Source organism: Rhizobium sp. RM (genome assembly GCF_013390595.1).
In the GTDB taxonomy this organism is placed as follows: domain Bacteria; phylum Pseudomonadota; class Alphaproteobacteria; order Rhizobiales; family Rhizobiaceae; genus Agrobacterium.
Genome location: NZ_JACAWV010000022.1, coordinates 346,403 through 370,723 on the forward strand (window position 1 = coordinate 346,403; position 24,321 = coordinate 370,723).

Genomic DNA, 24,321 nt, shown 5'->3' on the forward strand with positions numbered 1-24,321 from the left:
ACAAAACAATGGGCCAAACAGGCCATATCTTTCGGGGACCGGGCAAGCATGACTGATCAGGCTACAATTGCGCCTTCCGGCGGGCGAACGACCCGCTCATTGATCTACGATCCCAAAATTCGTTCTATCGCCTTCCAGATTCTGACCATCGTTGTTCTGGTGATCTCCGTCTGGTGGATCGGGCACAACGTGGCGACGAACCTCGCGCGTTCCAACACCGCGTCCGGTTACGGCTTCCTCGCAGGCCGTTCCGGTTTCGATATCGGCGATACGCTGATCGAATACAGCAGCAACTCCACCTATGGACGAGCACTCGTTGTCGGCTTCCTCAACACCTTGATGGTTGCGGCAATCGGCATCGTCACGGCAACGATCATCGGCTTCATCGTCGGTATCGGCCGCCTTTCCGGCAACTGGCTGATTGCCAAGCTGTGCACCGTCTATGTTGAAGTGTTCCGCAACATCCCACCGTTGCTGGTCATCTTCTTCTGGTATTCGGGCGTCCTCAGAGCGCTGCCGAACGTGCGCGAATCCCTCGCGCTGCCATTCAACGTTTTCCTCAACAACCGCGGCCTGGTGTTTCCCAAGCCCATCTGGGGCGAAAACGCCTGGATGATCGCGGTAGCGATCCTTGTCGGGATCATCGCGACCGTTGGGGTCTACAAATGGGCAACAAAGCGCCAGATGGCGACCGGCCAGCGGTTCCCGATCCTCTGGACCGCCATCGCGCTGATTATCGGACTGCCGCTCATTACCTTCCTGGCGCTCGGCGCACCCATCACGTTCGACATTCCTGTAGCCGGACGTTTCAACCTGACGGGTGGCGGCACGATCCTGCCGGAATTCTTCGCGCTTTACCTGGCCCTGTCGTTCTATACGGCCGCCTTCATCGCGGAAATCATCCGCGCCGGTATTCGCGGCGTTTCCAAGGGCCAGACGGAAGCCTCGACGGCTCTCGGCGTCCAGCCGGGGCTGACCACGCGCCTCGTTGTGGTGCCGCAGGCAATGCGCATCATCATTCCGCCGCTGACAAGCCAGTATCTCAACCTCACGAAGAACTCGTCGCTTGGCGTCGCCATCGGTTATCCGGAACTCGTTTCCACCGGCGGCACGACCATGAACCAGACCGGTCAGGCTGTTGAAATCGTCTCGATCTGGATCGTCGTTTATCTCAGCATCAGTCTCGCGACGTCGCTGTTCATGAACTGGTTCAACGCCAAGATGGCTCTGGTGGAGAGATAAACCATGGACACCAGAAACATTCACTTCGTTCGTTCCAGCATGCTTGCGCCGGAGCCTCCGCCGCACAGCGAAAAGAACATTGCCGGCTGGGTGCGCAGCAACCTCCTGGCAACGCCCAAGGACGTGATCCTGACGATCATCGGTCTGTTGATCGTGTTCGCCATTCTTCCGGGCGCAATCAACTGGCTTTTCCTGCAGGCAAGCTGGTTCGGTGCAGACCGCACCGCCTGCCTCAGCGTTGCACAGGGCGGCGTCCAGCCGGATGGCTGGAGCGGTGCCTGCTGGGCATTCGTACAGGATCGCTTTTCGCAGTTCATCTTCGGTCGTTATCCGCTCGATGAGCGCTGGCGTCCGATGCTGGTCGGCATCCTGTTCATCGCCCTCCTCGTCCCTCTGCTCATCCCCAAGCTGCCGCACAAGGGCCTGAACGCCCTTCTGCTGTTCGTCATCTTCCCGGTCGTTGCCTTCTTCATCCTGCATGGCGGCTTCGGACTGGAACGTGTCGAAACCCCGCTCTGGGGTGGCCTGATGGTGACGTTGATCCTGTCCTTCGTCGGTATCGCGGTATCGCTGCCGCTCGGTATTCTTCTGGCACTCGGCCGTCGGTCGAACATGCCCGTCGTGAAGATGCTGTGTGTCACCTTCATCGAGGTGGTGCGCGGTGTGCCTCTGATCACGGTTCTGTTCATGGCCAACGTGATGTTGCCGCTCTTCCTGCCGACAGGCTGGACGATCGACAACTTCCTGCGTGCGCTGGTCGGTGTCGCCCTCTTCGCCTCTGCCTATATGGCCGAAGTGATCCGTGGCGGCCTGCAGGCGATCCCCAAGGGACAGTCCGAAGGCGCCGATTCTCTCGGTCTCGGTTATTGGCAGAAGATGCGTCTGATCATTCTGCCGCAGGCGATCAAGCTGGTTATCCCAGGCATCGTCAACACCTTCATCGGCCTGTTCAAGGATACGTCCCTCGTCTCGATCATCGGTATGTTCGACCTGCTCGGCATCGTCCGCCTGAACTTTACCGACACGACATGGATCACGCCTGTCACGCCCATTACCGGCCTCATCTTCGCCGGTTTCATTTTCTGGATATTCTGCTTCGGCATGTCGCGTTATTCTGCCTTCATGGAACGGCACCTCGACACCGGGCACAAACGATAAGGGACGCTCAAATGGCAGAAACCCAAGCAAAAAAACTGGCCGTTTCGGCAACCGACGTTGCAATCGAAATAGTCGGCATGAACAAGTGGTACGGCGATTTCCACGTGCTGCGCGACATCAATCTCAAGGTCATGCGCGGCGAGCGCATCGTCATTGCTGGCCCTTCCGGTTCCGGCAAGTCGACCATGATCCGCTGCATCAACCGTCTGGAAGAACACCAGTCGGGCAACATCTTCGTTGACGGTATCGAACTCACCAACGACCTGAAGAAGATCGATGAAGTGCGTCGCGAAGTCGGCATGGTGTTCCAGCACTTCAACCTCTTCCCGCATCTGACGATCCTGGAAAACTGCACGCTGGCACCGATCTGGGTTCGCAAGATGCCGAAGAAGGAGGCCGAGGAAGTGGCGATGCACTACCTCAAGCGCGTCAAGATCCCTGAACAGGCCAACAAATATCCCGGCCAGCTTTCCGGTGGTCAGCAGCAGCGTGTGGCAATCGCCCGCTCGCTGTGCATGAAGCCGAAGATCATGCTGTTCGACGAACCGACCTCGGCACTTGACCCGGAAATGGTCAAGGAAGTGCTGGATACGATGGTGAGCCTTGCCGAAGACGGCATGACCATGCTGTGCGTGACCCACGAAATGGGTTTTGCCCGTCAGGTGGCAAACCGGGTGATCTTCATGGATCAGGGCCAGATCGTCGAACAGAACTCCCCGCAGGAGTTCTTCGACAATCCGCAGCACGAGCGCACCAAGCTCTTCCTCAGCCAGATTCTGCACTAGGCCAGATTCTTCACCAGGATCGAAGAAACATCGAACCTTCATCAGACGGGGCCTCAATGGCCCCGTTTTTTATTGGCCGATCGCAGTTTTCGGCGATTTTTCTGGGCCGCAGCGATTCCGGAAATTCGAATCTCTTGTGACGTTTCCGGCGATCAAAGGCTCGAAACAGGGCTGAATAGCACCTCAACGGTACGAATTAACTATCTGTTACGAAACGAAAATCCTTGTTTTGCAGGGCTTCTGGAGCGCCTTGTCATTTTTTTGTCAAATCATGCAATTTTCCGCTTGCGGACATTCAAGAGCCTGACTATAAGGGCGCCACACCACAAGCGCACGCGCCCTTCGTCTATCGGTTAGGACGTCAGATTTTCATTCTGAAAAGAGGGGTTCGACTCCCCTAGGGCGTGCCACTTGTGGGGTTAATCTCCCCAAGACAATCTGATCTGGCTTCAAACATTGCTTTGATCTGTCGATCTGCGTCTCCAGTTTCACTGCCTTATCCATCGCCCAGAACAACGCTTCGAGGACACCTCCCCGGTCGTCACGCGTCCGCTGCGCATCATTTTGTCGGATCATAGCCGCACCCGATGATGTCAGCGAAAATATAGGTGCCTTCGGCGCACCTCACCGTTTAGGCCCTTTAGAATATCCTCATATTTTCAATCGCTTGCCGATTTTGAAGCCAGTTTTCCACAGGCTTCGGCGGCCAATTAAAAAAAATGCCGTTCAGACGAAAAAAATGCATTTTGCCGCTTGCGGAGAATCCGGAGCCTGACTATAAGGGCGCCACACCACAAGCGCACGCGCCCTTCGTCTATCGGTTAGGACGTCAGATTTTCATTCTGAAAAGAGGGGTTCGACTCCCCTAGGGCGTGCCACTTGCTTCTCTCATAAAATCATAGAGTTACAGCAACGTCTTGAACGTCGCGACATACGTTTGCGATCAAACTTGACGTGAACCGTATCGCGATATTTCGGTCCTCCTCCCCTCGGCTTGAATACTTTTTCAGACGCAGACCAGCGCCGCAAAAACCGCGCAACGGTTTGGCGTATCGGGCTCTCTGCAGGAAGAGTGTAACCTGCTGGCCTTGCGGCCCGTCAGGACGCCGCCGGAGCGCTATCAGGCAGACTTGTCAGGGAGACAGGGCAGCATCGAGAAGACGAAGCTGCACGCGCTTCTGTCCCTGCCACAGATCCGCACCAAGCGTGCCTGCGACGTGGAGAAGCTTACCGCGAGAATTGAGCAGCAATTGCCCCAGAGGCGCCTCTGCGGCACGAAATGCGATACCATCGAGCCGTGAGCCATCCATCGCCTCCAGCGTCACCTTGACGTGCGAGGTGCCAACCAGGCGCACATCGCGCAGGCGGTGGGCTGGAATCGCAAAGACTGGCTGCGAATGACCGGAGCCATATGGCCCGGCCTGCTCCAGCTGGTCGATCAGTTGCAGGGTCGCGCCGGATGCACCGATGGCACCGTCAATCTTCAGAACGCTGTTTTCAACCAGCGTACTGACCGTCTTGGCAGCGCTCTCCTCGAAAAAGGCTCTCAGTTTGCCGAGATTGGCACGCTCGACGGTGAGACCGGCCGCCATGGCGTGACCGCCACCCTTGACCAGCAGCCCCATGTCCACGGCGGTACGCACCATCTTGCCAAGGTCGAAACCATTGATCGAGCGTCCCGAGCCCGTGCCCTTCCCCGAGGGATCGAAAGCAATGGCAAAGGCCGGACGGCGAAAACGATCCTTGAGGCGCGAGGCCAGTAGGCCGACAATACCCGGATGCCAGTTCTCGCGCGCCGTGACGATCACGCCGGCACCTGTGCCGTCGCCATATTCAAACAGCGCCTCAGCCTCGGCTTCAGCCAGCATGGCGGCTTCCATCGCCTGACGCTCGCGATTGAGCTCATCCAGCTTCTCGGCAATGACTTCCGCCTCGACCGTATCATCAAGCGTCAGCAGCCGGCTGCCGAGTGCGGCGTCACCGATACGACCGCCGGCGTTGATACGTGGGCCGATCAGAAAGCCGAAATGATAAGGCGTCACAGGCCCGCCAAGGCCCGCCTTGCGAAACAGGGCAGCAAGCCCGGCATTGTTCATGTGGCGGGCCGCAATCAGCCCCTTGACCACATAAGCGCGGTTCAGCCCCTTGAGCGGCACAACATCGCAAACAGTGGCGAGCGCGACGATATCCAGATAGGACAGGAGATCGAGCGTGAAGGCCTGCCGGTGCTTGCGGTCTTTCAGCAGACGCAGCGTTGCGACCAGAACAAGAAACACCACACCTGCCGCGCAGAGATGCCCCTGCCCCGACAGATCGTCCTCACGGTTCGGATTGACCAGCGCCACCGCATACGGCAGCTCCGTGCCGACCTGGTGGTGGTCGATGACGACGACATCGGTACCGGCCTCGCGCGCCGCCGAAAGCGATTCATGGCTGGTCGAACCGCAGTCGACGGTGACGATCAGTGTGGCGCCATTGGCGGCCAGTTGCTGCATGGCGGCGCGGTTTGGCCCGTAGCCTTCGAAAATGCGGTCGGGAATGTAGATTTCCGGCGTCAGGCCGAAATGATGCAGGAAACGATACATCAGCGCGGAAGACGAAGCACCGTCAACATCATAGTCGCCGAAGATCGCAACCTTTTCGCCGCGCTCAATGGCCTGCGCCAGACGTTCGGCCGCTTTTGCGCAATCTGTCAGCACATGCGGATCGGGCATCAGTGAACGGATGGTCGGATCGAGAAATGCCATGGCGTCATCCACGGCCACGCCACGTCCCGCCAGCACGCGTGCAATCAGTTCCGGAATGCCGTGAACCTGTGACATGGCGAGCGCGCGGTTCTGGCCGGCCTGATCGAGCCGCGACACCCAACGCTGCTCAGTCGCCGACCGCTCCACGCCGAGAAAGGCGCGGGCCACGGCATCGAGCGGCTCATTCATTGCGATTCTGTCCATTGTCCTGCCTTGCGCCTTTCCATCAAGGCGCATGTTGTCTCAACAATGGGCTAGAGGGCAGATCGGCGTTTTTCAAGCAAAAACGCCTGAAGGTAGGGTCATAAAGCCAGAATCGAGAAAAACGGGCTGGCGATGGAAAGCGTGCCGACCAGCAGCAGCGACGAAAAAACCGCCAGGGAACACCAGTTGCGCTCCCGCATGACGACGTCGAACTCCATGCTGCGGATATTGTCATTGGCGCTATGACGCGCCCTGCAACGGGCAACAGCAACCTGCGACGGACTGGAATCCTTGAAGAGAATGATGGATGTCACGGCCGCGCCTCCCTCGCTTCGGTGAACTTCATTAACCGTATTCTGAAATACGAGTATTTTCCAGTGTCTTTGTCCCATCACAACTCAAGAATTTGCAGGCAATTCAGCAGTCTGAAGTCACCACGACTGACAAACCGCAATAAAAAACGGCGACATCTTTGAAATGTCGCCGTTTCCTGAAGATCATCTGCCTGCGAGAGAAACTTACGTCCGCTCGATTCGGATCACCTGCGGTTCACTGACGAGATACTTCTCGTTCTTGATCGCCTTCACCGCCTTGCGGATCGCATCTTCCATCGTCGCGTGCGTAACGAGAATGATGGTCTTCGCGCCGCCTTCAACGGGAACGCGCGAGTGCTGGACGATCGATTCCAGCGAGATGTTGTTGTCGGCCATGCGGGTGGCGATCGACGCAAACACGCCGGCCTTGTCCTTCACGGTCAGACGAATGAAGTATCCGCCCTCGTGGCTCTTCATCTTGGCACGACGATATTCGGTCAGCGCCTTGGCCGGACGGCCAAGCACCGGCACCTGCTGTGCGCCCGGACGGCTCTTGGCAATGTCGGCGATGTCGCCGAGCACGGCCGAGGCCGTGGCGTTGCCGCCGGCACCAGGACCGACCATCAACAGTTCACCGAGAATATCGGACTCGACGGCAACAGCGTTGGTCACGCCGTCCACCTGCGCGATGACGGAATCGAGCGGCACCATCGTCGGATGAACGCGCTGTTCGATGCCGGTTTCAGTCACCTGCGCCACGCCGAGCAGCTTGATGCGGTAACCGAGATCGGCTGCCGCCTGAATATCCTCGATGGAGATATTCGTGATGCCTTCGAGGTAGATATCGTCAGCCGAGATCTTGTTGCCGAAAGCAAGCGTTGTCAGGATCGCCAGCTTGTGCGCCGTATCGTTGCCTTCGATGTCGAAGGCCGGGTCGGCTTCGGCGTAACCGAGACGCTGGGCTTCCTTGAGGCAGGCCTCGAACGACAACCCTTCCTTCTCCATCTTGGTAAGGATGTAATTGCAGGTGCCGTTCATGATGCCGTAGATGCGCGACACATGGTTGCCGGTGAGCGACTCGCGCAGCGCCTTGATGATCGGGATGCCACCGGCCACAGCCGCTTCGAAGTTCAGGAGCGCGCCCTTCTCTTCCGCCAGCACAGCCAGCTCGACGCCATGCTTGGCAAGCAGCGCCTTGTTGGCTGTCACCACATGGAGACCACGTGCGAGCGCCGAACGGACGGCATTTTCCGCCTGTCCGGACGCACCGCCGACCAGTTCAACGAAAACATCGATATCGGCTTCGCTGGCAAGCTGCTCCGGCGTGTCAAACCAGGTAATACCGGTGAGATCAATGCCGCGGTCGCGCGAACGGTCGCGCGCGCTGACGGCAATAATCTCAATTGCGCGTCCGCAGGTAATCGCAAGTTCGTTGCTTCTCTGCTGGAGGATGCGCACGAGCGAAGCGCCGACAGTGCCGAGCCCCGCTATGCCGATTCTCAATGAATCTGCCATGGGTATGTTCCTGATTTGCTGGTGATGGTGGCGGCCGGGACCGGCCGCCTTCGGGTGCCCTTATCTGTGGGCGTTCAGAGAAACGACGTTGTGCATCGTTTCGTCTGCAGTCGACAGGAAGCGCTTCAGATTGCGCGCGGCCTGGCGAATTCGATGCTCGTTCTCAACGAGCGCGAGACGAACGTAATCATCGCCCATCTCGCCAAAACCGATGCCGGGAGCAACGGCGATATCGGCCTTCTCGACCAGGAGCTTGGAGAACTCCAGAGAGCCGAGATGGCGGAACTTTTCCGGGATTTTCGCCCATGCGAACATCGTCGCAGCCGGCGGCGGAACTTCAAAACCGGCCTTGCCGAACGTGTCGACCATGACGTCGCGACGGCGGCGATAGACATTGCGCACTTCCGCGATGTCGGAACCGTCGCCGTTGAGCGCGTGGGTCGCGGCAACCTGGATCGGCGTGAACGCGCCGTAATCCAGATAGGACTTCACGCGTGTCAGAGCTGCGATCAGGCGTTCGTTGCCCACCGCAAAGCCCATGCGCCAGCCGGGCATGGAGAAGGTCTTCGACATGGAGGTGAATTCCACCGTCACATCGATAGCGCCCGGCACTTCCAGAACGGACGGCGGCGGGTTGTTGTCGTCGAAATAGATTTCCGAATAGGCAAGGTCGGACAGCACGATCAGCTCATGCTTCTTCGCAAACGCGATGACGTCCTTGTAGAAATCCAGCGATGCAACATGCGCCGTCGGGTTGGACGGGTAGTTGATGATCAGCGCCAGAGGCTTCGGAATGGAGTGGCGCACAGCGCGCTCCAGCGGGCCGAAGAAATTTTCATCCGGCTCGACATTCATCGAACGGATAACACCGCCAGCCATCAGGAAGCCGAAAGCGTGGATCGGATATGTCGGGTTCGGACACAGGATGACATCGCCCGGTGCCGTGATGGCCTGCGCCATGTTGGCGAAGCCTTCCTTGGAACCGAGGGTCGCAACGACCTGCGTGTCCGGGTTCAGCTTCACGCCGAAGCGGCGGGCGTAATAGGCGGCCTGCGCGCGGCGAAGGCCGGGAATACCCTTGGACGAGGAATAGCGATGGGTGCGTGGGTCCTGAACCACTTCGCAGAGCTTGTCGACGATCGCCTTCGGCGTCGGCAGATCCGGATTACCCATGCCAAGGTCGATGATATCCGCGCCACCCGCTCGCGCGCTCGCTTTCAAACGGTTGACCTGTTCGAAGACGTATTGCGGCAGACGCTTGACCTTGTGAAACTCTTCCATCTCTTTCCTCATGGAAATGGACCGGACTGCCGGCCCATAACGAAGGTTCGTTTTTGTTGGTGAACGCTGCCGATACGAACCCATCCGGCAAGCGTTGTTCATTGTAACGCAAAGCGCCGAAAAACATAAAAGGGTTTTCGTCCGCAAAGCGGTTGTGCGATCGCCTGCCCTGCCATCACCGGCACAAGCTTCAGCGGCTCATGCGAACCGCATGGATTTCAGCAGGAAATCGAAGACCTTGCATAACGCCAGATTCTGGGAAAATGCAAGGCAAGCTATGCTCAAGGTGGTCGTGACGATTCAACTTTTATTCCGCGACACGCGAAATCGTCACGACGGACCTCAAACCGCCATTTACGGCATCAGCCGCGTTCACCGCGAACGATGACCGCCTTGATCAGATCCAGCACCCGCTCCGGCTCGATATCCGTGCAGATAAGCTGGCTTGGATGACCATCCCAATGGCCCGGCGGAAAACCACGACCATCCGGCTTCTGAATCGTCTGACCATCGGCAATACCGCCGCAGACAACGCGGATCGGGCCGCTACGGGTCTGGAACAGCTCGGGCGCCACCAGATAGACGCAGGCGCAGCTATCATGCACCACCATGCCGTCGCCGGTGCGGGTCTTGTAGAAATCGATGTAGAACTGCGACAGATCGGACAGAAGCTGGACGGGCTTGCCGCCCTCCTTCGCCATCTCGTCGAGAAATGCGCTCGTCATGACCGTCTTGGTGGTCACGTCGAGACCAACGACGGTGACACGCCAGGGCGCGGTGAAGACCAGATCGGCCGCTTCCGGGTCGCCGTGGATATTGGCTTCTGCGGCGGGCGAAACGTTGCCGTTCATGTCGAAGGCGCCGCCCATGATGATGACGTCTTTCACCAGTGCGGCGAAATCCGGCTCCTGACGCAGCGCAAGCGCAAGGTTCGTCATGCGGCCAACGGCAATCAGCGTCACTTCGCCCGGATTGGCCTTGACCGTGTCGATGATGAAATCATGCGCCGAACGCGGATCGAGCGGCAGGTCGATGGTCTCGGGAATATCGATGTCGCCAAGACCGTTCTCGCCGTGAATGAGGGTCGGCCAGTGACGCTCAGGACGGGCTGGATCGAAGGTGACGCCAGCCCCCTTGGCGACAGGCGCCGTCATCTGCCATTCCTGCTTGAGGAACAGCGCATTGCGGGTGGTGATATCGATCGGAGCGTTGCCGAACACCGTCGTCACGCCGATAAGGTCGATATCGGGATGGCGGTGCAAAAACAGCAGCGCCATGGCATCGTCCACACCGGGGTCCGTATCGAAAATCACTTTATGCATTGTCGTCCTGCTCCAAAATTCCGGCACTGCCGGAACTGACCGGCGGCACGCCACGCACCATAGCCATAAGCGCCGCCGCCGCAAGCCGGGGACGATCCGAATATCGAAGCGGATGACTTATAAAATCATTGCACCGGCATCGTTTAGGTGAAAGAAGAAGCCCACCTCCCCGCATCCGCTTTCTCCCGGATTTTTTCAGTGCAAGACATCGCCCTCCACGTATTCCTGGTTCTCATTCTGGTTGCCGTTTTTGCCGGATTTATCGATTCCATCGCGGGTGGAGGCGGCCTCATCACCATTCCGGCCATGCTCATCATGGGCATTCCGCCGCTTGATGCGCTCGGCACCAACAAGCTGCAATCGCAGTTCGGCTCCGCCTCGGCGACCATCGCTTACGCGCGCCGCGGCCACGTCAATCTGCGCAAGCAGTTGCCCATGGCATTCATGGCGATGCTGGGCGGCATGCTAGGCGCGCTGGCAGCGGCCTTCGTGCCCTCCGATATCCTGCGCGCCATCATGCCGTTTCTGCTGATCGCCATTGCCACCTATTTCGCCTTCAAGCCGCAACTGAGCGATATCGACAGCCACCAGCGCATGACGCCGTTCATCTTCGGCGCCGTGGTGGCGCCGCTGATCGGCTTTTATGACGGTGTTTTCGGACCGGGCGCAGGTTCCTTCTACATGCTGGCCTTCGTGGCGCTCGCAGGCTTCGGCATGCTCAAGGCGACGGCGCACACCAAGCTTCTCAATCTCGGCTCTAATTTCGGCGGCTTCGTCGTGTTTGCGCTGGGCGGTGCAGTGCTGTGGAAACTCGGCCTCGCCATGGGCTTTGGTCAGTTCGTCGGCGCGCAGATCGGCTCACGTTTTGCCATGAAGAACGGCGCAAAGATCATCCGCCCGCTTCTGGTGATTTCGTGCGTCGCCATGGCGGCGAGGCTGATGATGGACAGCTCAAGCCCCTATTCGATCAGCGCTCTTCTGAACGCTCTGATTTCGGGATAAACGACGTTTCCTTACGCCGTTACCATCACGCCATCGCGCGGCGTCTGCGATCGGCGATTTCGCGGATGACCACCATGGCGCCCACCAGCTTGTAGGCCGAGGAATAGCACGGCGACATCTCGAGCGACTTCACAACGGTATGGCCGTTGCTGTCTTCCGCGTAGGTGTACTTCGAAGCGTCGCCCTTGAAGCAGTTGTCGAGCTTCTCACGCAGATCGTTCTGGAAACGGTGAACCCCGACCAGCTCGGCAATGTGGCAGCCGACCAGCCCCTCGGGAGCATTGCGCTGGAAGGTATCCAGACCATTGGCATAGGACACGCGATAACCGGGAGAGACGACGACAACGGGCTCTCCGAGATCGGACAGCATGTCCTCATCGAAAACGAGATGGCGGTGCTGCCATTCGAAACTGCCGATATCGGCGTCTTCGTCACCAACCGCCTTCGACTTGCGCGACAGGCCGACATAACGATCGACAAGCGTTCTCAGGATTTCGGAGTTGCGCTGGACGCAACCCAGGTCCTCGGCTTCATGGTTCAGAAGGTCGATGGCGAAACGGAACTGCTCGCGAATTTCTTCGGCGTTCTCCGTCTTGCTGCCGGCGATCTTGTCCAGAAGCTGTTCGAGCTCACGCTCCAGCACTGCGATCTTGTCGGCTTCGTTCTTGCCGACAGCAGATTGCAGTTCCGTGTAACGCAACCAGAACAGTTCAATCAAATCTTTCAACCCGACTCTCCCGGAACGAACAAATAGCCCGTTCTCAACCCGAACGCATATACCCTGTTCTCCCCGTTATATCGGCTGGTCGCTTAAAAATGCCGTAACGAGAAACGAGAACGCCATTCAGAATAGCAGCCAAAATATCACAGCCGCGAACGTTTTTTCAATTTCGATAATCTACGAGCAAAAAGTTAGGGCTGGAAGTCCGGTTGGCCCGACCAGAAATGCCTTTTGTCAAAAAAAACCGGCGCCTCGAAAGGCACCGGTCTTTTGTCTTATTCAGCTGGAATCTGGTGTTTGACGTTCCAGCGATCGTGGTACCAGAGCCATTGGCCGGGATGCTCCCGTACCCAGCTTTCAACCTTGTCGTTGAGCATCTGGGCCGTTGCCTGCACGTCGACATTGCCTTTGTCATCGCGCGGAATGTCGACCTTCGGTTCGATTTCCAGACGATAGCGGTTGTCGGGCAAGCGCACGCAGCGCGCCGGATAAACATCGCAGTTGAACTGGCGCACCAGCTTGGCAAGCAGCGGGTTGGTCCGCACCTCAAGATCGAAGAACCTGGTGGGCAGCCCCTTGCTGAACTTCTGGTCGACGAGAACGCCAACCCCGCCGCCCCTCTCGAGCTGGCGGGCCAGCGCAAAGGACGATCCGGCATGCGAAGGCACGAGATTGCCCATGCGTTCCTTGCGGAAGTTGAACACCTTGTCGGCCACGTAAGGATTGTTCGGCGGACGGAACAGCACCGTGACATCAAGACCGAACGCAGAGCTTGCAACCGGCAGCAATTCGAAATTGCCGGTATGGGCGGTGAAAACGATGAACGGACGCGGATTGTCGCGCAGTTCCAGGAACGAAGGAATGCCGACAACCTCGATACGGCCGGGCTTGTCGTTCTCGGGATCGAAGTCGAAGAGACGGTCGAGGAACACATATTCGGCCGCAAGACGGCCCATATTGCCCCAGCTATCCATGGCGATTGCCAGGCGCTCTTCCTCGGTCTTCTCGGGGAAGGCCCGCGCCAGATTGTAGAGTACAAGCCTGTGACGGCCGGTCTTCGGCCCCATCCAGCGGGCAAATCTGTCAGCGAAGCGAATTCCCGCATCGGCGGGAAAAAGCTTCAATATGTTCAAGAAACCAAACGCAAAGGTCGCGATCAACCATTGCCGGAAGTTATCCAGCTTCAGGACGATGCGCGTGAGAAACATTTTCACGGGCTTCAATCCATCCGCAGAACGATTTTCCCGAAGACCTGGCGGGTTTCCATGCGCTCCAGCGCCCGATCGATATCATCGAAAGTCACTTCGGTATCGATAACGGGGTGAACGATGCCGCGTGCCATCTTCTGCATGGCGTTCGCCATGTTTTCCATGCGGCAACCGAAGGAGCCGAGCAGCTTCAACTGCTGCTGGAACAGCATCATCAGGTTGATATCGGTCGAAACACCTGAGGTCGAACCGCAAGTGACGAGACGTCCGCCGCGCTTCAGCGAGAACATGGAACCGGCCCAGGTGTCCTTGCCGACATGTTCGAAGACGACGTCGACGCCCTTCTTCTTCGTCAGCTTGCGCACGACGCCTTCAAAACGGTCCGTACGGTAGTTGATGACGTGGTCGGCACCCAATGCCTTGGCGCGTTCGATCTTGTCGTCGGAACCAACGGTGGTGATGACGGTGCAGCCCATCTTCTTGGCAAGCTGGATGGCGGCCGTGCCGATGCCGGAACCGCCGGCGTGAACCAGGATCGTTTCACCCGGCTCGAGCTTGGCGTTGTCGAACAGCATGTGCTCGACCGTGCCGAAAGTCACAGGCGCCAGCGCAGCACCGATGGCGTCCACGCCGTGCGGTGCCGGAACGAGCTGGCGAGCCGGGATATTGATCTTTTCCTGCGCAAAGCCGTCCAGATGGAAGCCATGGACACCCTGAACGTGTTCGCACAGGTTGTCGCGGCCTTCGCGACAGGGCTTGCAGAGACCGCAGGTGCGCGCGCCGTAGATCGACACGAGCTGGCCGGGCAGAACATTCGACACGCCGGGGCCGATTGCCTCGACCACACCGGACGCCTCGGCGCCGATGGTGAGTGGCATCTTGCGCTTGGCGAACGCCATGCCGCGCCAGCCCCAGACGTCGATATGGTTCAGCGCGACAGCCTTGACGCGCAACGTCACTTCACCCGCAGCCGGTGCTTCCGGCTCGGGCAGTTCCACTTTTTCAAGCCTACGGTCATCGACGAGTTGCAGAGCGCGCATAATTTAAAGTCCTTCGCCTGGAGGCGTTATTTTTGTTTTTGATCCAGAGCGCCGCGCGTCCGTCAGGACGCGCAAGAGGCGCTCAATCTCTTTGAATGTCTGCATCGTCCTGGCCGAAAATCGTTTCCGATTTATGGCAACGATGCCTCGGGGAACCGATTAAGCCGGTTCCCGCGTCATGACAAGGCTCGCATTCTGCCCGCCAAACCCGAAGGAGTTGGACAGAACAGCACTAACCTCGGCGTCACGTTTTACGTTGGGCACCACATCCAGCACGATAGCCGGATCGGGATTGGTGTAGTTGATCGTCGGCGGCAAGGTGCCGGTCAACATGGTCTGCAGCGAAAACACCGCTTCAACCGCACCAGCCGCCGTCAGGGTGTGACCGATCATCGACTTGTTGGACGAGAGCGGAATATCCTTCAGTCCTTCGCCGAACACGGCAAGCATCGAACCATATTCCATCTTGTCGTTTTCAGGCGTCGACGTGCCATGGGCGTTGATGTAGCCGATATCGCTTTCGGCAACACCAGCGTCCGCAAGTGCGGCGCGGATTGTCGCGATAGCCGGGCCGCCATCAGGCGAGGACCGGGTGCGGTGGAAGCTGTCGGCCTTTTCGCCAGCGCCCTTGATGATGCCGAGAACCTTTGCGCCACGCGCAACGGCCGCTTCGAGCGACTCCAGCACCAGCGTTGCAGCGCCTTCGGCAATCACGAAACCGTCGCGATCCTTGCTGAACGGCTTGGACGCCTTTTCCGGCGGATCGTTCTGCGTCGACAGCGCCGACAGCAACGAGAAGCGGATCAGCGCTTCGGCACTGACCGAACCGTCGGTGGCAACCGTCAGTGCACGGTCGGTGCGACCCTGACGGATCGCCTCGACGCCGAGCTGGATTGCCGTGGCGCCGGAGGCGCACGCGGTCGACAGCGTTACCGGAAGGCCACGCGTGCCGAAACGGTCGGAAAGACGCTCGGAAATCGCGCCGAACAGCGCCGCTTCCTGAAATGCTGGATCGGGACGCTGACGCAGCGCCGCCATGAAGCGATCATAGGCGTCGCCGGGCTTCGCAGCCGGTGGAGAACGGTCGCCCAGTTCGAAACGTGCACTCCATTCCGGCTCGATCGGCGGTGCGGCAAGAAACAGCGGTCCCTCGAAATCACCGGAGATGCCGGCCTGCGCCAGCGCTTCGATCGTCGTTTCACGCGCAAACGCATAGGAGCGCTCGACGGAATTCGGCACGGGAATGTCGATGAAATCGACGGTACCGCTGATGCGGGTCGAAAGCTTGTCGGTCGGGAAACGGGTGATCGCATGGATGCCCGATTTGCCCGAGGTCAAAGCCGCCCAGTTGTCCTGAAGGCCCTGCCCCAGCGACGTGATGATGCCCATGCCGGTAACGGCGACGAGCGGGCGACCGAGATGATCCTTGAAACTGGAAGTCATATCCTTCACTCCCTCAAACGTCGCGCGACAGCACGGCAACACCTTCGCCGCGCACATGACCAACCGTGGTGACAACCGCTTCATCAGCGGCCTGTGCCATCGGCTTTTCGGCATTGGCATCGAATGGCGGAACCTTGGCACCGCTTTCAAGCGTCAGCGCTGCGAGCGCCAGACCAAGCGGGAACTGTGCTTCGAGGCCATGACCGGTGACACCGCCAAAGCCGCGAATGGCAGCCTGCGGCAGAACTTTTTCCAGAACGTCCTTTTCCCGTACGGTCACCGAGTCATAACCGCTGGCACCGGAGAACACGACCGTTGAGGCGCTGTCACTGGCAGGTGCCAGCATGCGCTCCAGACGCTTTTCCATGCGCCCCTCGTCACGGCTGCCGCGATCGCCTTCAATCGCGTCGATGCGTGCATAGATGCGTGCGCCGCGCGCTTCGGCGCGCTTGCGTGATTCCAGCACCAGGAACGCGCCGAGCGAACCGATGACGATGCCGCCGCCTGCAGCCTCAGAACGAGACCAGAGCGGCTGCCAGTCGCCCTGCGCATGCGCGCCGATGGCTTCGAACAGCAGGATCATGTCAGGACGTTCGGCCGAAAATGCGCCGCCCACCAGGGCGTGCGTGGATTCGCCTGAGCGGATGCGATGGAACGCGGTCTCGACGGCGGAGATGCCGGCAGCCTCTTCACCCATGAAGGTGCGCGACGAACCGGTGACCTTGTGAACGATGGAGATGTTACCGGCCATCAGGTTGGAAAGCTGCGCCAGGAACAGCGTCGGACGCAGTTCCGTCGTCAGCTTCTCATTGAGCATGACTTCACGGTCGTTGCGCTTCAGGCCTTCATCGACGATCTGCGTGTCGACATTGATGTCGCGCTCGCCGCCACCGGCCGCCACGATCATGTCCATTGTGCCGCAGGCTTCGGCGTCTTCCTTCAGGCCGGCATCATCAAGTGCCACGCCTGCGGCGTAAACGCCGAGACGCTGCCAGTTTTCCATCTGGCGCTGATCCTTGCGGCCGATCTGGGTAGACCAGTCGATTTCCGGTAGCGGATGGATCGGGTATGGCGCAAATTTTTCGGTTTCGACAATCGCTCCCGGCGCGGAACCGGCGGAGAGCAGTGCAATATGGGCGTCAACACCGACACCATGACAGGTCACGATACCGACCCCGGTAATCACCACATCATTGTCAGACTTCATAATCCGTCATCCTTTGTCGCTTTTCCGGAACATAGTGTCTCCGGGCCAGCCATAAAAAACGGCAGGAACGCCGCACTTGCCATGCGGAATAATGCCCGCGATGCGGCTTTGCAATGGCGAAGGCTGCAAGACCTGCTCCAATGCATGACTTTTCATCGTTTAACGGCGGGCTTTTCGCAAAGATCAGGCAGAAGTATCGGCGGCGATCGCCGCCATCAGGCCAACTTCCTCGGCCCGCTTCTTGACGATCGGGCCAAGCGGAATTTCGCTGAACGGCATGGTGCGCAGCTTGAGTTGCGCATCGCAGACCTTCTTGCCGCCGGACGTGATCTTCGCCTTGGTCACGGCAAAGCCCGAACCGTCATGCTCCAGAACCGCCTCGATATCCAGCACGGCGCCCGGCTCCACGAAGGTACGCATCTTGGCGCCATCGACCGTCATCAGGAACGGCATGGCGGCGAAATCGCTGAACGCCAGAACCAGCATGCCCGAAGCCTGCGCCATGGTCTCGATCAGAAGCACACCCGGCACCAATGGCATGCCTGGAAAGTGTCCTTCGAAAACCGGGCTTTGATCCGGGACAATGGACTGCGCCTTCAACGTGCGCGTACCCATATCAACGGCTTCGACCTTGTCGATCATCTGGAAATATTCGAGCAGCATGTTTCGTCCATGAAGTTGGGTAGCAGCGGAAGGAAGGCTACACCGATGTATGCACGACGTCCCGACTTGCGTCATCCCGGAACTGATCCGGGAGCCAGCCGCCGCGCGTCTGCGCGGCAGAAGAGCTCTTCGCGATCAAGGACCTGATCGCACTGGATTCCGGCTCAAGGCCGGAATGACGAATATTGAAAGCACGCCCGGCCGTAATTGCCGGGCACCCTCAAAATCAGCCCTTGGCTGCGCGCAGTTCGTCGATCTTGGCGCAGAGGTTCTTCAGCACGAAATACTCTTCCGTGGAAACCTTGCCCTCGTTGACTTCCTGCGTCCACTGCTCGAGAGGAATCTTGATGCCGAATTCCTTGTCGATCGCGAAAACGATGTCGAGGAAGTCGAGGCTGTCGATGCCCAGATCGTCGATCGTGTGGCTCTCCGGCGTAATGGTTTCGCGGTCGATTTCGCTGGTTTCAGCGATAATGTCGGCAACCTTGTCGAATGTAGCTGTCACGCCCATAATCCTTATTGTCGTTGTATAAAATAATCTTGTCTGACGCTCCACATAGGCAAGTCGCGTCAAAAAGCCAATGGTTTCGTGACCTGACATTCAAATTTGGCGGGAAACTGTTGCTTAAACAGCAACCGAATGGCGCCCACGGCCATTGGAAAGATAGCTGTCGAAGGTTGCGGCAACTGTCCGGGCAAACGGCTTTCCGGCGTCGCTCAGGGCAAAAACGTCACCGTCGAGTGCCACAAGCCCATCCCTGTCGCCTGCGGCAAAAAGCTGCGCCTCGGCCATCACGGCATGGGCGGTCTTGCCGAAGGCACGCTTGAGCGCAGCCAGATCAAGACTGAAATCGCACATCAGCCGCTCAATGGCAAAAGCGCGCACGCGGTCGTCATCCGACAGCGCAATGCCCCTGACCGCACAAAGCCCACCCTCGCCTGCCATACGCTGATATTCCCCTGTCGCCACCATGTTCTGCACATAACCCTGCGGCAGCTTGCCGATCGATGACGCACCAAGCCCGATCAGCGCGTCGGCCGTATCCGTCGTGTATCCCTGGAAATTCCGCCGCAACCCGCCATCGATCGTGGCCTTCGCGAGCGTGTCATCCGGCTTGGCAAAATGATCGATGCCGATCGCCTGATATCCCGCCGCGCCCAACATCCCGGCCGCAAGCGACATCTGCCGATAACGCTCCTCGATACCGGGCAGCGCATCCTCCGGTATCAGCGACTGGTGTTTCTTCATCCACGGCACATGCGCGTAACCGAAAAGCGCAATGCGATCAGGGTCGAGCGAGACGATCTGCTCGACCGTTCGTTTCAGCGTGTCGAGCGTCTGATAAGGCAGCCCATAAAGAATGTCGCAATTGACTGAATTGACACCGCGTGCCCGCACCGCCTGCACCACCGACCGCGTCTGATCGAAACTCTGGATGCGATTGATGGTCTTTTGCACCTTCTCATCAAAATCCTGCACACCCAGGCTGGCGCGTGTCATGCCGATCGCGGCCAGCGCGTCATACCGCAAATCGTCCAGATCGTTGGGGTCCATCTCCACACTGATCTCCGGCTCGATACCGAAGGTAAAATGCTCCTTCAGACACGCCATCAGACCTTTCATGTCTTCCGGCCTCAGCATGGTCGGCGAACCACCGCCAAAATGCACCGCGCTGACCACGGCATCAGGCGACACACGATCTCCGACAGCAGCAATCTCCCGTTTCAGTGCTTCGACATAGGCGGCAATCGGCTCGTATTTCAGCGTGTGCTTGGTGTGGCAGGCGCAGAACCAACACAGGCGATCGCAATAAGGAATGTGCAGATAGAGCGAAATCCGGTTCGTTCGATCCAGCGCGCCAAGCCACCCGGCGTAAACATCTGAATTGATTCCCTCATGGAAATGCGGGGCAGTCGGATAGCTCGTATAGCGCGGCACCGCGCCCGAATATTTCTTGAGGAGTTCGCCAGCCATGTCCAGTTTTGCCTTTTGTCAAGAAAATGTCGATTTCATTCCCCTGAGTAGCGGCTGCGACAGTTTGCAACTTTGACTTCAATCAAATAGCGACTTAAATTCCACGTGAATTCGTTGAGGGGCGGTGACGAAGATAAGCGGCCTAAAACGACGCGGTTTTGCCGGCATAGCTTGACGTTTGCGAAGCCCTCACTGGAATCATCGGCTCATGGATACGCTGCAGAAAACCATCCACAATTCGGACGTGCCCGTTGTCTGTCGGTCGTGTGAATCGCGCCACGGCGGCCTTTGCAGTGCGCTGACCCCGCAGCAGCTTTGCGAACTGAACCGACATTCCAGCCGCAAGAAACTGGACGCCGGAAACGAACTGCTTGGTCAGGGAGAACTGGTCACCTCTTACGGAAACATCCTGAACGGCGTCGTGAAGCTCTCGAAAATGCTGTCGGATGGACGCCAGCAGATCGTCGGACTGCAATTCGCACCCGATTTCCTCGGCCGTCCCTTCATGGCGGAAAGCCGCATGACGGCGGAGGCCGCGACCGATGTGGAAATCTGCATGTTCCCGCGCCGCGTGCTGGACCGCATGGCAACGGAAGTGCCCGGCATGGAGCGCAAGCTGCACGATCAGGCACTGAAAGAGCTGGATGAAGCGCGCGACTGGATGCTGACGCTCGGACGCAAGTCGGCCCAGGAAAAGGTTGCCAGCTTCCTTTACCTGATTGCCACGCACATAGACCCCGAAAACGATGACAAATCCTGTTTCGATTTGCCGTTGTCACGCGCCGATATTGCTGATTTCCTTGGGCTTACCATCGAAACCGTCAGCCGTCAGATGACCAAGCTGCGCAAGGATGGCATCATCCGCATCGAAAACAACCGCCACATCACGGTTCCCGATCTGCGCGCCCTGAACGAAGCCGCCGGCAACGACTGACGATACGGTTTCAGGCCGCTCGGTCGACTGTCCTCACCGGCCATGCAGCGCATGCGTGCCGCCATAGATCAGCGGCGCACGTGCCTGTGCGGGATTGAGCGCAAAACCGGCAAGAACCAGCAGAGCGGCGATGCATTTCATGATATTTCACCCTGAATACCGCTTTTTCGGCGGCCTGTTTGTTATGGCCGCACCATAACCACCAAACCGCATCCATTCGCTTAAGAACTTGGGTAAGCGGATCGTTGAGCGACAGGGTAAAGAAGGTCTTGCGACGGCGTAGCAATACGCCTGTCGACGCAGATCTTCAGCCACCGGACATCATACGGAGCACACGCCGTCTCGAATAACAGGAGCGTCGATTTTACTGCGAGGCTGGTGTCGGAACCGGTTTTTGATTTTCGGCAATCGCACGCAGTTCGGCAACGCGGCGATTGTATTCGGCTTCCGAAATCTGGCCGTTGCGACGCGCCAGGCCGAGACGCGTCATGCTCGTCTCCATCTTGGCGGCTTCGTCATCGGTCATCTGGCTGCCTGCCGCCGTCATGGGCTGGCCGAAGGTCGGATAGGTGCCGGTATCGCGCTTCTGACTGACGGCATCGCTGTTGACAGGCTGCGGACCGACAATTTCAGCCGTCGGGCGGCGCATATGGGCGGGCGCAACAATCGGCTCGGGCGCCTTGCAGGCGGCAAGCATCACGCCGGAAAGGGACAGAAGCATGATTCTCCCCGTATATTTCCCGTACTTGCCCATCTGCTTGCCCATCCGTATGTTCCGCCTCTAGGGATATCTGCCGATACCGTATCCGACTGTGAGGGCGCTTGACCGCCTCACCCTTGCTGGTGGAACTTGTATTCGTTTTCATGCAGAATGTGCAAACACAAAGATAACAAAAATGTGCAGGAGGACGGGTGCATGGCAGGCGTTGATGGCATGGGCGGAGACAAGGACGAAAAAGCGTCCGGCTTCGATGCCAGATCCGCCGAAGCATATGTGATCCGCGACCCCCAGGAATTTGCGATGAATATCGCCCGGGCGCTGGAAAACCTGGGCAAGGCGGCGTCCGAATGGCTGGCTCCGCGCGAACGGGGTGACATTCCGCAAAACAGCGCAAGCCCGATGACCGATCTGGTCAAAACCCTCTCCGACGTTGCCGAATACTGGATGGCGGAGCCGAAGCGCTCTCTGGAAGCCCAGACCCACCTGCTCTCAAGCTATTACGATCTATGGACGAAATCGGTCGCGCAGTTTTCCGGCGAGACGCCGCCTAAGCCCGAAAAGGCCGACCCCGGCAAGACCGGCCGCCGCAACCGGCGCTTTGCCGACGAAGACTGGCACGCCAATCCGTTTTTCGATTTCCTGTTAAAGACCTATCAGACCACCGTCGCCTTTGCCGACAAGATGGTCAATGAAGCCGAAGGGCTTGACGATCATACCCGCGAGAAAGCCCTGTTTTACATGCGGCAGATGACCGATGCGATTTCACCGGCCAACTTCGTGTTCACCAACCCGCAGGTGTTTCGCGAGACCGTGGCAACGAGCGGCGCCAATCTGGTCAAGGGCATGGCGCAACTGGCCGAAGATGTCGCCGCCGGCAATGGCCACCTGAAACTGCGCCAGACCGACTACAGCAAGTTCGTCATCGGTCAGAACATTGCCATAACCCCCGGCAAGGTCATTGCCCGCAGCGCTCTTTGCGAAATCATCCAGTACGTCCCCTCCACCGACAAAGCTCTCAGACGGCCGCTCCTCATCATCCCGCCGTGGATCAACAAGTTCTATATCCTCGATCTCAACCCGCAGAAATCCTTCGTCAAATGGTGCCTTGAGCAAGGCCACAGCGTCTTCATGGTGTCGTGGATCAATCCGGATGCGCAACTCGCCGACAAGAACTGGGAAGATTATATCCGCGAAGGAATAGGCTTTGCGCTGGATGCCGTCGAAACTGCGACCGGCGAAAGCGAGGTCAACACCGTCGGTTACTGTGTCGGCGGCACCCTGCTCTCTTGCGCACTGGCGCTCTACGCGCAGGAGGGTGACACCCGCATCCGTACCGCAACGCTTCTGGCGGCGCAGACGGATTTTACCCATGCCGGCGACCTCAAGGTGTTCATCGACGAAAACCAGCTTGCCGCACTCGACCAGCACATGAAGGCGGTCGGTTACCTCGACGGCTCGATCATGGCGACAGTCTTCAACATGCTGCGCGCCTCCGACCTGATCTGGCCCTATATGGTCGACAACTATCTGCGGGGCGCAGAGCCGCTGCCCTTCGACCTTCTGTACTGGAACTCCGATTCAACCCGGGTGACGGCGGCGAGCCATTCCTTCTACCTGCACAATTGCTACCTGAAGAACAATCTGGCCCGCGGCCTGATGAGCGTGGCTGGCAAGCGGATCAATCTCGGTGACGTGAAAATCCCGGTCTACGATCTGGCAACCCGCGAGGACCATATCGCGCCCGCCAAGTCGGTTTTCACCGGCGCATCCCTGTTCGGCGGCCCTGTGGATTTCGTGCTCGGTGCCTCCGGCCACATCGCCGGTGTCGTGAACCCCCCGGAGCTTGAGAAATATCAATACTGGACAGGGCAGTCACCATCCGGAGACTTTGACGCCTGGCAGGCTGCGGCCACCGCGCACAAGGGCTCGTGGTGGGTGCACTGGCAAAGCTGGATCGAAGGCCACGACAACACAAGGGTCAAGGCAAGACCGCCCGGCGCCAATGACAGACCGGTGCTCGCCGATGCGCCCGGCACCTATGTTCTGGCATGAACAGGCAGCATGCCGGGGCGCTTGCCATCCCTCACGTCGCGGTTCAATAAGTCGTCATGCAATTTTCCCCGCCCCTTACGCCCGCCACCCTCGTTACCCGCTACAAGCGGTTTCTCTTCGATGCCATTCTCGAAGACGGAACCGCGATTACCGGCTCCTGCCCCAATACCGGTTCGATGCGCGGCCTGACGACGCCAGGATCGCGGATCTGGCTTTCCGAACACGACAGCCCGACCCGCAAGTACCGCCACATGCTCGAAATGGTGGAAGCCGACGGTACCGTGGTCGGCATCAACACCGGCATGCCGAACAAGCTGGCGGAAGAAGCAATCCTCAACGGTCGCATCGAACCGCTCACCGGTTATGCGACGCTCAAACGCGAGCAGAAATACGGGCGCAATTCCCGCATCGATTTCCTGCTCTCAGGCCCCGGACGGCCCGACGCCTATGTCGAGGTCAAGAACGTGCACTTCATGCGCGAGCCGGGTCTGGCGGAGTTTCCAGATACGGCGACCAAGCGCGGCGCAAAACATCTGGAAGAGCTGGGCGACGCGAAAGAAGCGGGTCACCGCGCGGTGATGCTCTATCTCATCCAGCGCGGCGATTGCGACCGGATGCGCATCTGCGGGGATCTGGACCCGGTCTATGCTCTGGCCTTCCGCCGCGCCATGCAGCGTGGTGTCGAGGCATATGCGGTCAAATGTGACGTTTCTCCGGCACAAATTGCAGTCAGCGCGGCGGTTAAGATGGACGAAGGCCACCTCGCTGTTTTATGAACGGAGATAAG

At 58.8% G+C, this 24,321-nt stretch carries 21 protein-coding genes and 2 tRNA genes; 9 read left to right on the plus strand and 14 right to left on the minus strand.

All coding sequences use genetic code 11. The annotated features are described in order from the left end of the window. The first annotated feature begins 48 nt into the window (after window positions 1-48). The 5 genes from HWX89_RS18250 (at window position 49) to HWX89_RS18270 (ending at window position 4,063) form a co-directional block, all read left to right on the plus strand. Window positions 49-1,242: an amino acid ABC transporter permease gene (locus HWX89_RS18250; RefSeq protein WP_138792553.1), complete on the plus strand. Its 1,194-nt coding sequence runs from the start codon at window positions 49-51 to the stop codon at window positions 1,240-1,242. Between the two features lie 3 nt (window positions 1,243-1,245). Beyond that, window positions 1,246-2,400 carry an amino acid ABC transporter permease gene (locus HWX89_RS18255; protein WP_138792554.1) on the plus strand — a complete coding sequence of 385 codons (1,155 nt, stop codon included), beginning with the start codon at window positions 1,246-1,248 and terminating at the stop codon, window positions 2,398-2,400. 11 nt (window positions 2,401-2,411) lie between these two features. Further along, a complete protein-coding gene (locus HWX89_RS18260; protein WP_178340827.1) occupies window positions 2,412-3,185 on the plus strand; it encodes an amino acid ABC transporter ATP-binding protein in 774 nt (257 codons plus the stop codon). Between the two features lie 335 nt (window positions 3,186-3,520). Continuing rightward, a tRNA-Glu gene (locus tag HWX89_RS18265) sits at window positions 3,521-3,595 on the plus strand. Between the two features lie 393 nt (window positions 3,596-3,988). After that, window positions 3,989-4,063, plus strand: a tRNA-Glu gene (locus tag HWX89_RS18270). A 255-nt stretch (window positions 4,064-4,318) separates the two neighbouring features. Here the strand turns inward: HWX89_RS18270 and recJ are convergent. The 5 genes from recJ to HWX89_RS18295 form a co-directional block, all read right to left on the minus strand. After that, a complete protein-coding gene (recJ, locus tag HWX89_RS18275) occupies window positions 4,319-6,121 on the minus strand; it encodes a single-stranded-DNA-specific exonuclease RecJ (RefSeq protein ID WP_178340878.1) in 1,803 nt (600 codons plus the stop codon). A 113-nt stretch (window positions 6,122-6,234) separates the two neighbouring features. Next, the gene (locus tag HWX89_RS18280; protein ID WP_138793101.1) at window positions 6,235-6,450 is read right to left on the minus strand and encodes a hypothetical protein; all 216 of its coding nucleotides are present in this window, start codon (window positions 6,448-6,450) and stop codon (window positions 6,235-6,237) included. A 204-nt stretch (window positions 6,451-6,654) separates the two neighbouring features. Further along, a complete protein-coding gene (locus HWX89_RS18285) occupies window positions 6,655-7,965 on the minus strand; it encodes a homoserine dehydrogenase (protein ID WP_138793102.1) in 1,311 nt (436 codons plus the stop codon). A 60-nt stretch (window positions 7,966-8,025) separates the two neighbouring features. After that, on the minus strand, window positions 8,026-9,246 hold the full coding sequence (locus HWX89_RS18290; RefSeq protein WP_138793103.1) for an LL-diaminopimelate aminotransferase: 1,221 nt from the start codon (window positions 9,244-9,246) through the stop codon (window positions 8,026-8,028). Window positions 9,247-9,608: 362 nt separating this feature from the next. Next, the gene (locus tag HWX89_RS18295; protein ID WP_138793104.1) at window positions 9,609-10,568 is read right to left on the minus strand and encodes a nucleoside hydrolase; all 960 of its coding nucleotides are present in this window, start codon (window positions 10,566-10,568) and stop codon (window positions 9,609-9,611) included. A 198-nt stretch (window positions 10,569-10,766) separates the two neighbouring features. Here HWX89_RS18295 and HWX89_RS18300 point away from each other — a divergent pair, with 198 nt between their 5' ends. Then, window positions 10,767-11,570, plus strand: coding sequence for a TSUP family transporter (locus tag HWX89_RS18300; protein ID WP_138793105.1), 804 nt, complete (start codon window positions 10,767-10,769; stop codon window positions 11,568-11,570). 25 nt (window positions 11,571-11,595) lie between these two features. Here the strand turns inward: HWX89_RS18300 and HWX89_RS18305 are convergent, their stop codons facing one another. The 8 genes from HWX89_RS18305 to hemN all read right to left on the minus strand — a co-directional run bounded on the left by HWX89_RS18305 (window position 11,596) and on the right by hemN (window position 19,827). Continuing rightward, window positions 11,596-12,297 (minus strand): hypothetical protein, encoded by a 702-nt coding sequence (locus tag HWX89_RS18305; protein WP_138793106.1) that lies wholly within the window; start codon window positions 12,295-12,297, stop codon window positions 11,596-11,598. 269 nt (window positions 12,298-12,566) lie between these two features. Further along, window positions 12,567-13,499 (minus strand): lipid A biosynthesis lauroyl acyltransferase, encoded by a 933-nt coding sequence (locus HWX89_RS18310; protein ID WP_178340879.1) that lies wholly within the window; start codon window positions 13,497-13,499, stop codon window positions 12,567-12,569. Window positions 13,500-13,510: 11 nt separating this feature from the next. Next, window positions 13,511-14,539 (minus strand): zinc-binding dehydrogenase, encoded by a 1,029-nt coding sequence (locus HWX89_RS18315; protein WP_138793108.1) that lies wholly within the window; start codon window positions 14,537-14,539, stop codon window positions 13,511-13,513. 159 nt (window positions 14,540-14,698) lie between these two features. After that, window positions 14,699-15,982, minus strand: coding sequence for a beta-ketoacyl-ACP synthase (locus HWX89_RS18320; RefSeq protein WP_138793109.1), 1,284 nt, complete (start codon window positions 15,980-15,982; stop codon window positions 14,699-14,701). 13 nt (window positions 15,983-15,995) lie between these two features. Beyond that, window positions 15,996-17,192: a beta-ketoacyl-ACP synthase gene (locus HWX89_RS18325; RefSeq protein ID WP_178340880.1), complete on the minus strand. Its 1,197-nt coding sequence runs from the start codon at window positions 17,190-17,192 to the stop codon at window positions 15,996-15,998. 180 nt (window positions 17,193-17,372) lie between these two features. Further along, the gene (locus tag HWX89_RS18330; RefSeq protein ID WP_138793111.1) at window positions 17,373-17,852 is read right to left on the minus strand and encodes a 3-hydroxyacyl-ACP dehydratase FabZ family protein; all 480 of its coding nucleotides are present in this window, start codon (window positions 17,850-17,852) and stop codon (window positions 17,373-17,375) included. 226 nt (window positions 17,853-18,078) lie between these two features. Next, window positions 18,079-18,363 carry an acyl carrier protein gene (locus HWX89_RS18335; protein ID WP_003495848.1) on the minus strand — a complete coding sequence of 95 codons (285 nt, stop codon included), beginning with the start codon at window positions 18,361-18,363 and terminating at the stop codon, window positions 18,079-18,081. Window positions 18,364-18,477: 114 nt separating this feature from the next. Next, window positions 18,478-19,827: an oxygen-independent coproporphyrinogen III oxidase gene (hemN, locus tag HWX89_RS18340; RefSeq protein WP_138793112.1), complete on the minus strand. Its 1,350-nt coding sequence runs from the start codon at window positions 19,825-19,827 to the stop codon at window positions 18,478-18,480. A gap of 208 nt (window positions 19,828-20,035) precedes the next feature. Between hemN and fnrN the strand changes: the two genes are divergently transcribed. Continuing rightward, a complete protein-coding gene (fnrN, locus tag HWX89_RS18345) occupies window positions 20,036-20,761 on the plus strand; it encodes a transcriptional regulator FnrN (RefSeq protein WP_138793113.1) in 726 nt (241 codons plus the stop codon). A 364-nt stretch (window positions 20,762-21,125) separates the two neighbouring features. On the opposite strand, the gene HWX89_RS18350 is transcribed toward fnrN, so the two are convergent. After that, the gene (locus HWX89_RS18350; RefSeq protein ID WP_246705213.1) at window positions 21,126-21,482 is read right to left on the minus strand and encodes a hypothetical protein; all 357 of its coding nucleotides are present in this window, start codon (window positions 21,480-21,482) and stop codon (window positions 21,126-21,128) included. 195 nt (window positions 21,483-21,677) lie between these two features. Here HWX89_RS18350 and HWX89_RS18355 point away from each other — a divergent pair, with 195 nt between their 5' ends. Both HWX89_RS18355 and sfsA read left to right on the plus strand, forming a co-directional pair. After that, entirely contained in the window at window positions 21,678-23,534 is a 1,857-nt protein-coding gene (locus tag HWX89_RS18355) for a PHA/PHB synthase family protein (RefSeq protein WP_138793115.1), read from the plus strand. A 56-nt stretch (window positions 23,535-23,590) separates the two neighbouring features. Next, window positions 23,591-24,310, plus strand: coding sequence for a DNA/RNA nuclease SfsA (gene sfsA, locus HWX89_RS18360; RefSeq protein ID WP_138793116.1), 720 nt, complete (start codon window positions 23,591-23,593; stop codon window positions 24,308-24,310). The last annotated feature ends 11 nt before the right edge of the window (window positions 24,311-24,321 follow it).

Coding starts and splice junctions, on each gene's coding strand:
- HWX89_RS18250 (WP_138792553.1), top strand. CDS start 49: ATGACTGATCAGGCTACAATTGCGCCTTCCGGCGGGCGAACGACCCGC.
- HWX89_RS18255 (WP_138792554.1), top strand. CDS start 1,246: ATGGACACCAGAAACATTCACTTCGTTCGTTCCAGCATGCTTGCGCCG.
- HWX89_RS18260 (WP_178340827.1), top strand. CDS start 2,412: ATGGCAGAAACCCAAGCAAAAAAACTGGCCGTTTCGGCAACCGACGTT.
- recJ (WP_178340878.1), bottom strand. CDS start 6,121: ATGAATGAGCCGCTCGATGCCGTGGCCCGCGCCTTTCTCGGCGTGGAG.
- HWX89_RS18285 (WP_138793102.1), bottom strand. CDS start 7,965: ATGGCAGATTCATTGAGAATCGGCATAGCGGGGCTCGGCACTGTCGGC.
- HWX89_RS18290 (WP_138793103.1), bottom strand. CDS start 9,246: ATGGAAGAGTTTCACAAGGTCAAGCGTCTGCCGCAATACGTCTTCGAA.
- HWX89_RS18295 (WP_138793104.1), bottom strand. CDS start 10,568: ATGCATAAAGTGATTTTCGATACGGACCCCGGTGTGGACGATGCCATG.
- HWX89_RS18310 (WP_178340879.1), bottom strand. CDS start 13,499: ATGTTTCTCACGCGCATCGTCCTGAAGCTGGATAACTTCCGGCAATGG.
- HWX89_RS18315 (WP_138793108.1), bottom strand. CDS start 14,539: ATGCGCGCTCTGCAACTCGTCGATGACCGTAGGCTTGAAAAAGTGGAA.
- HWX89_RS18320 (WP_138793109.1), bottom strand. CDS start 15,982: ATGACTTCCAGTTTCAAGGATCATCTCGGTCGCCCGCTCGTCGCCGTT.
- HWX89_RS18330 (WP_138793111.1), bottom strand. CDS start 17,852: ATGCTGCTCGAATATTTCCAGATGATCGACAAGGTCGAAGCCGTTGAT.
- HWX89_RS18335 (WP_003495848.1), bottom strand. CDS start 18,363: ATGGGCGTGACAGCTACATTCGACAAGGTTGCCGACATTATCGCTGAA.
- hemN (WP_138793112.1), bottom strand. CDS start 19,827: ATGGCTGGCGAACTCCTCAAGAAATATTCGGGCGCGGTGCCGCGCTAT.
- fnrN (WP_138793113.1), top strand. CDS start 20,036: ATGGATACGCTGCAGAAAACCATCCACAATTCGGACGTGCCCGTTGTC.
- HWX89_RS18350 (WP_246705213.1), bottom strand. CDS start 21,482: ATGCTTCTGTCCCTTTCCGGCGTGATGCTTGCCGCCTGCAAGGCGCCC.
- HWX89_RS18355 (WP_138793115.1), top strand. CDS start 21,678: ATGGCAGGCGTTGATGGCATGGGCGGAGACAAGGACGAAAAAGCGTCC.
- sfsA (WP_138793116.1), top strand. CDS start 23,591: ATGCAATTTTCCCCGCCCCTTACGCCCGCCACCCTCGTTACCCGCTAC.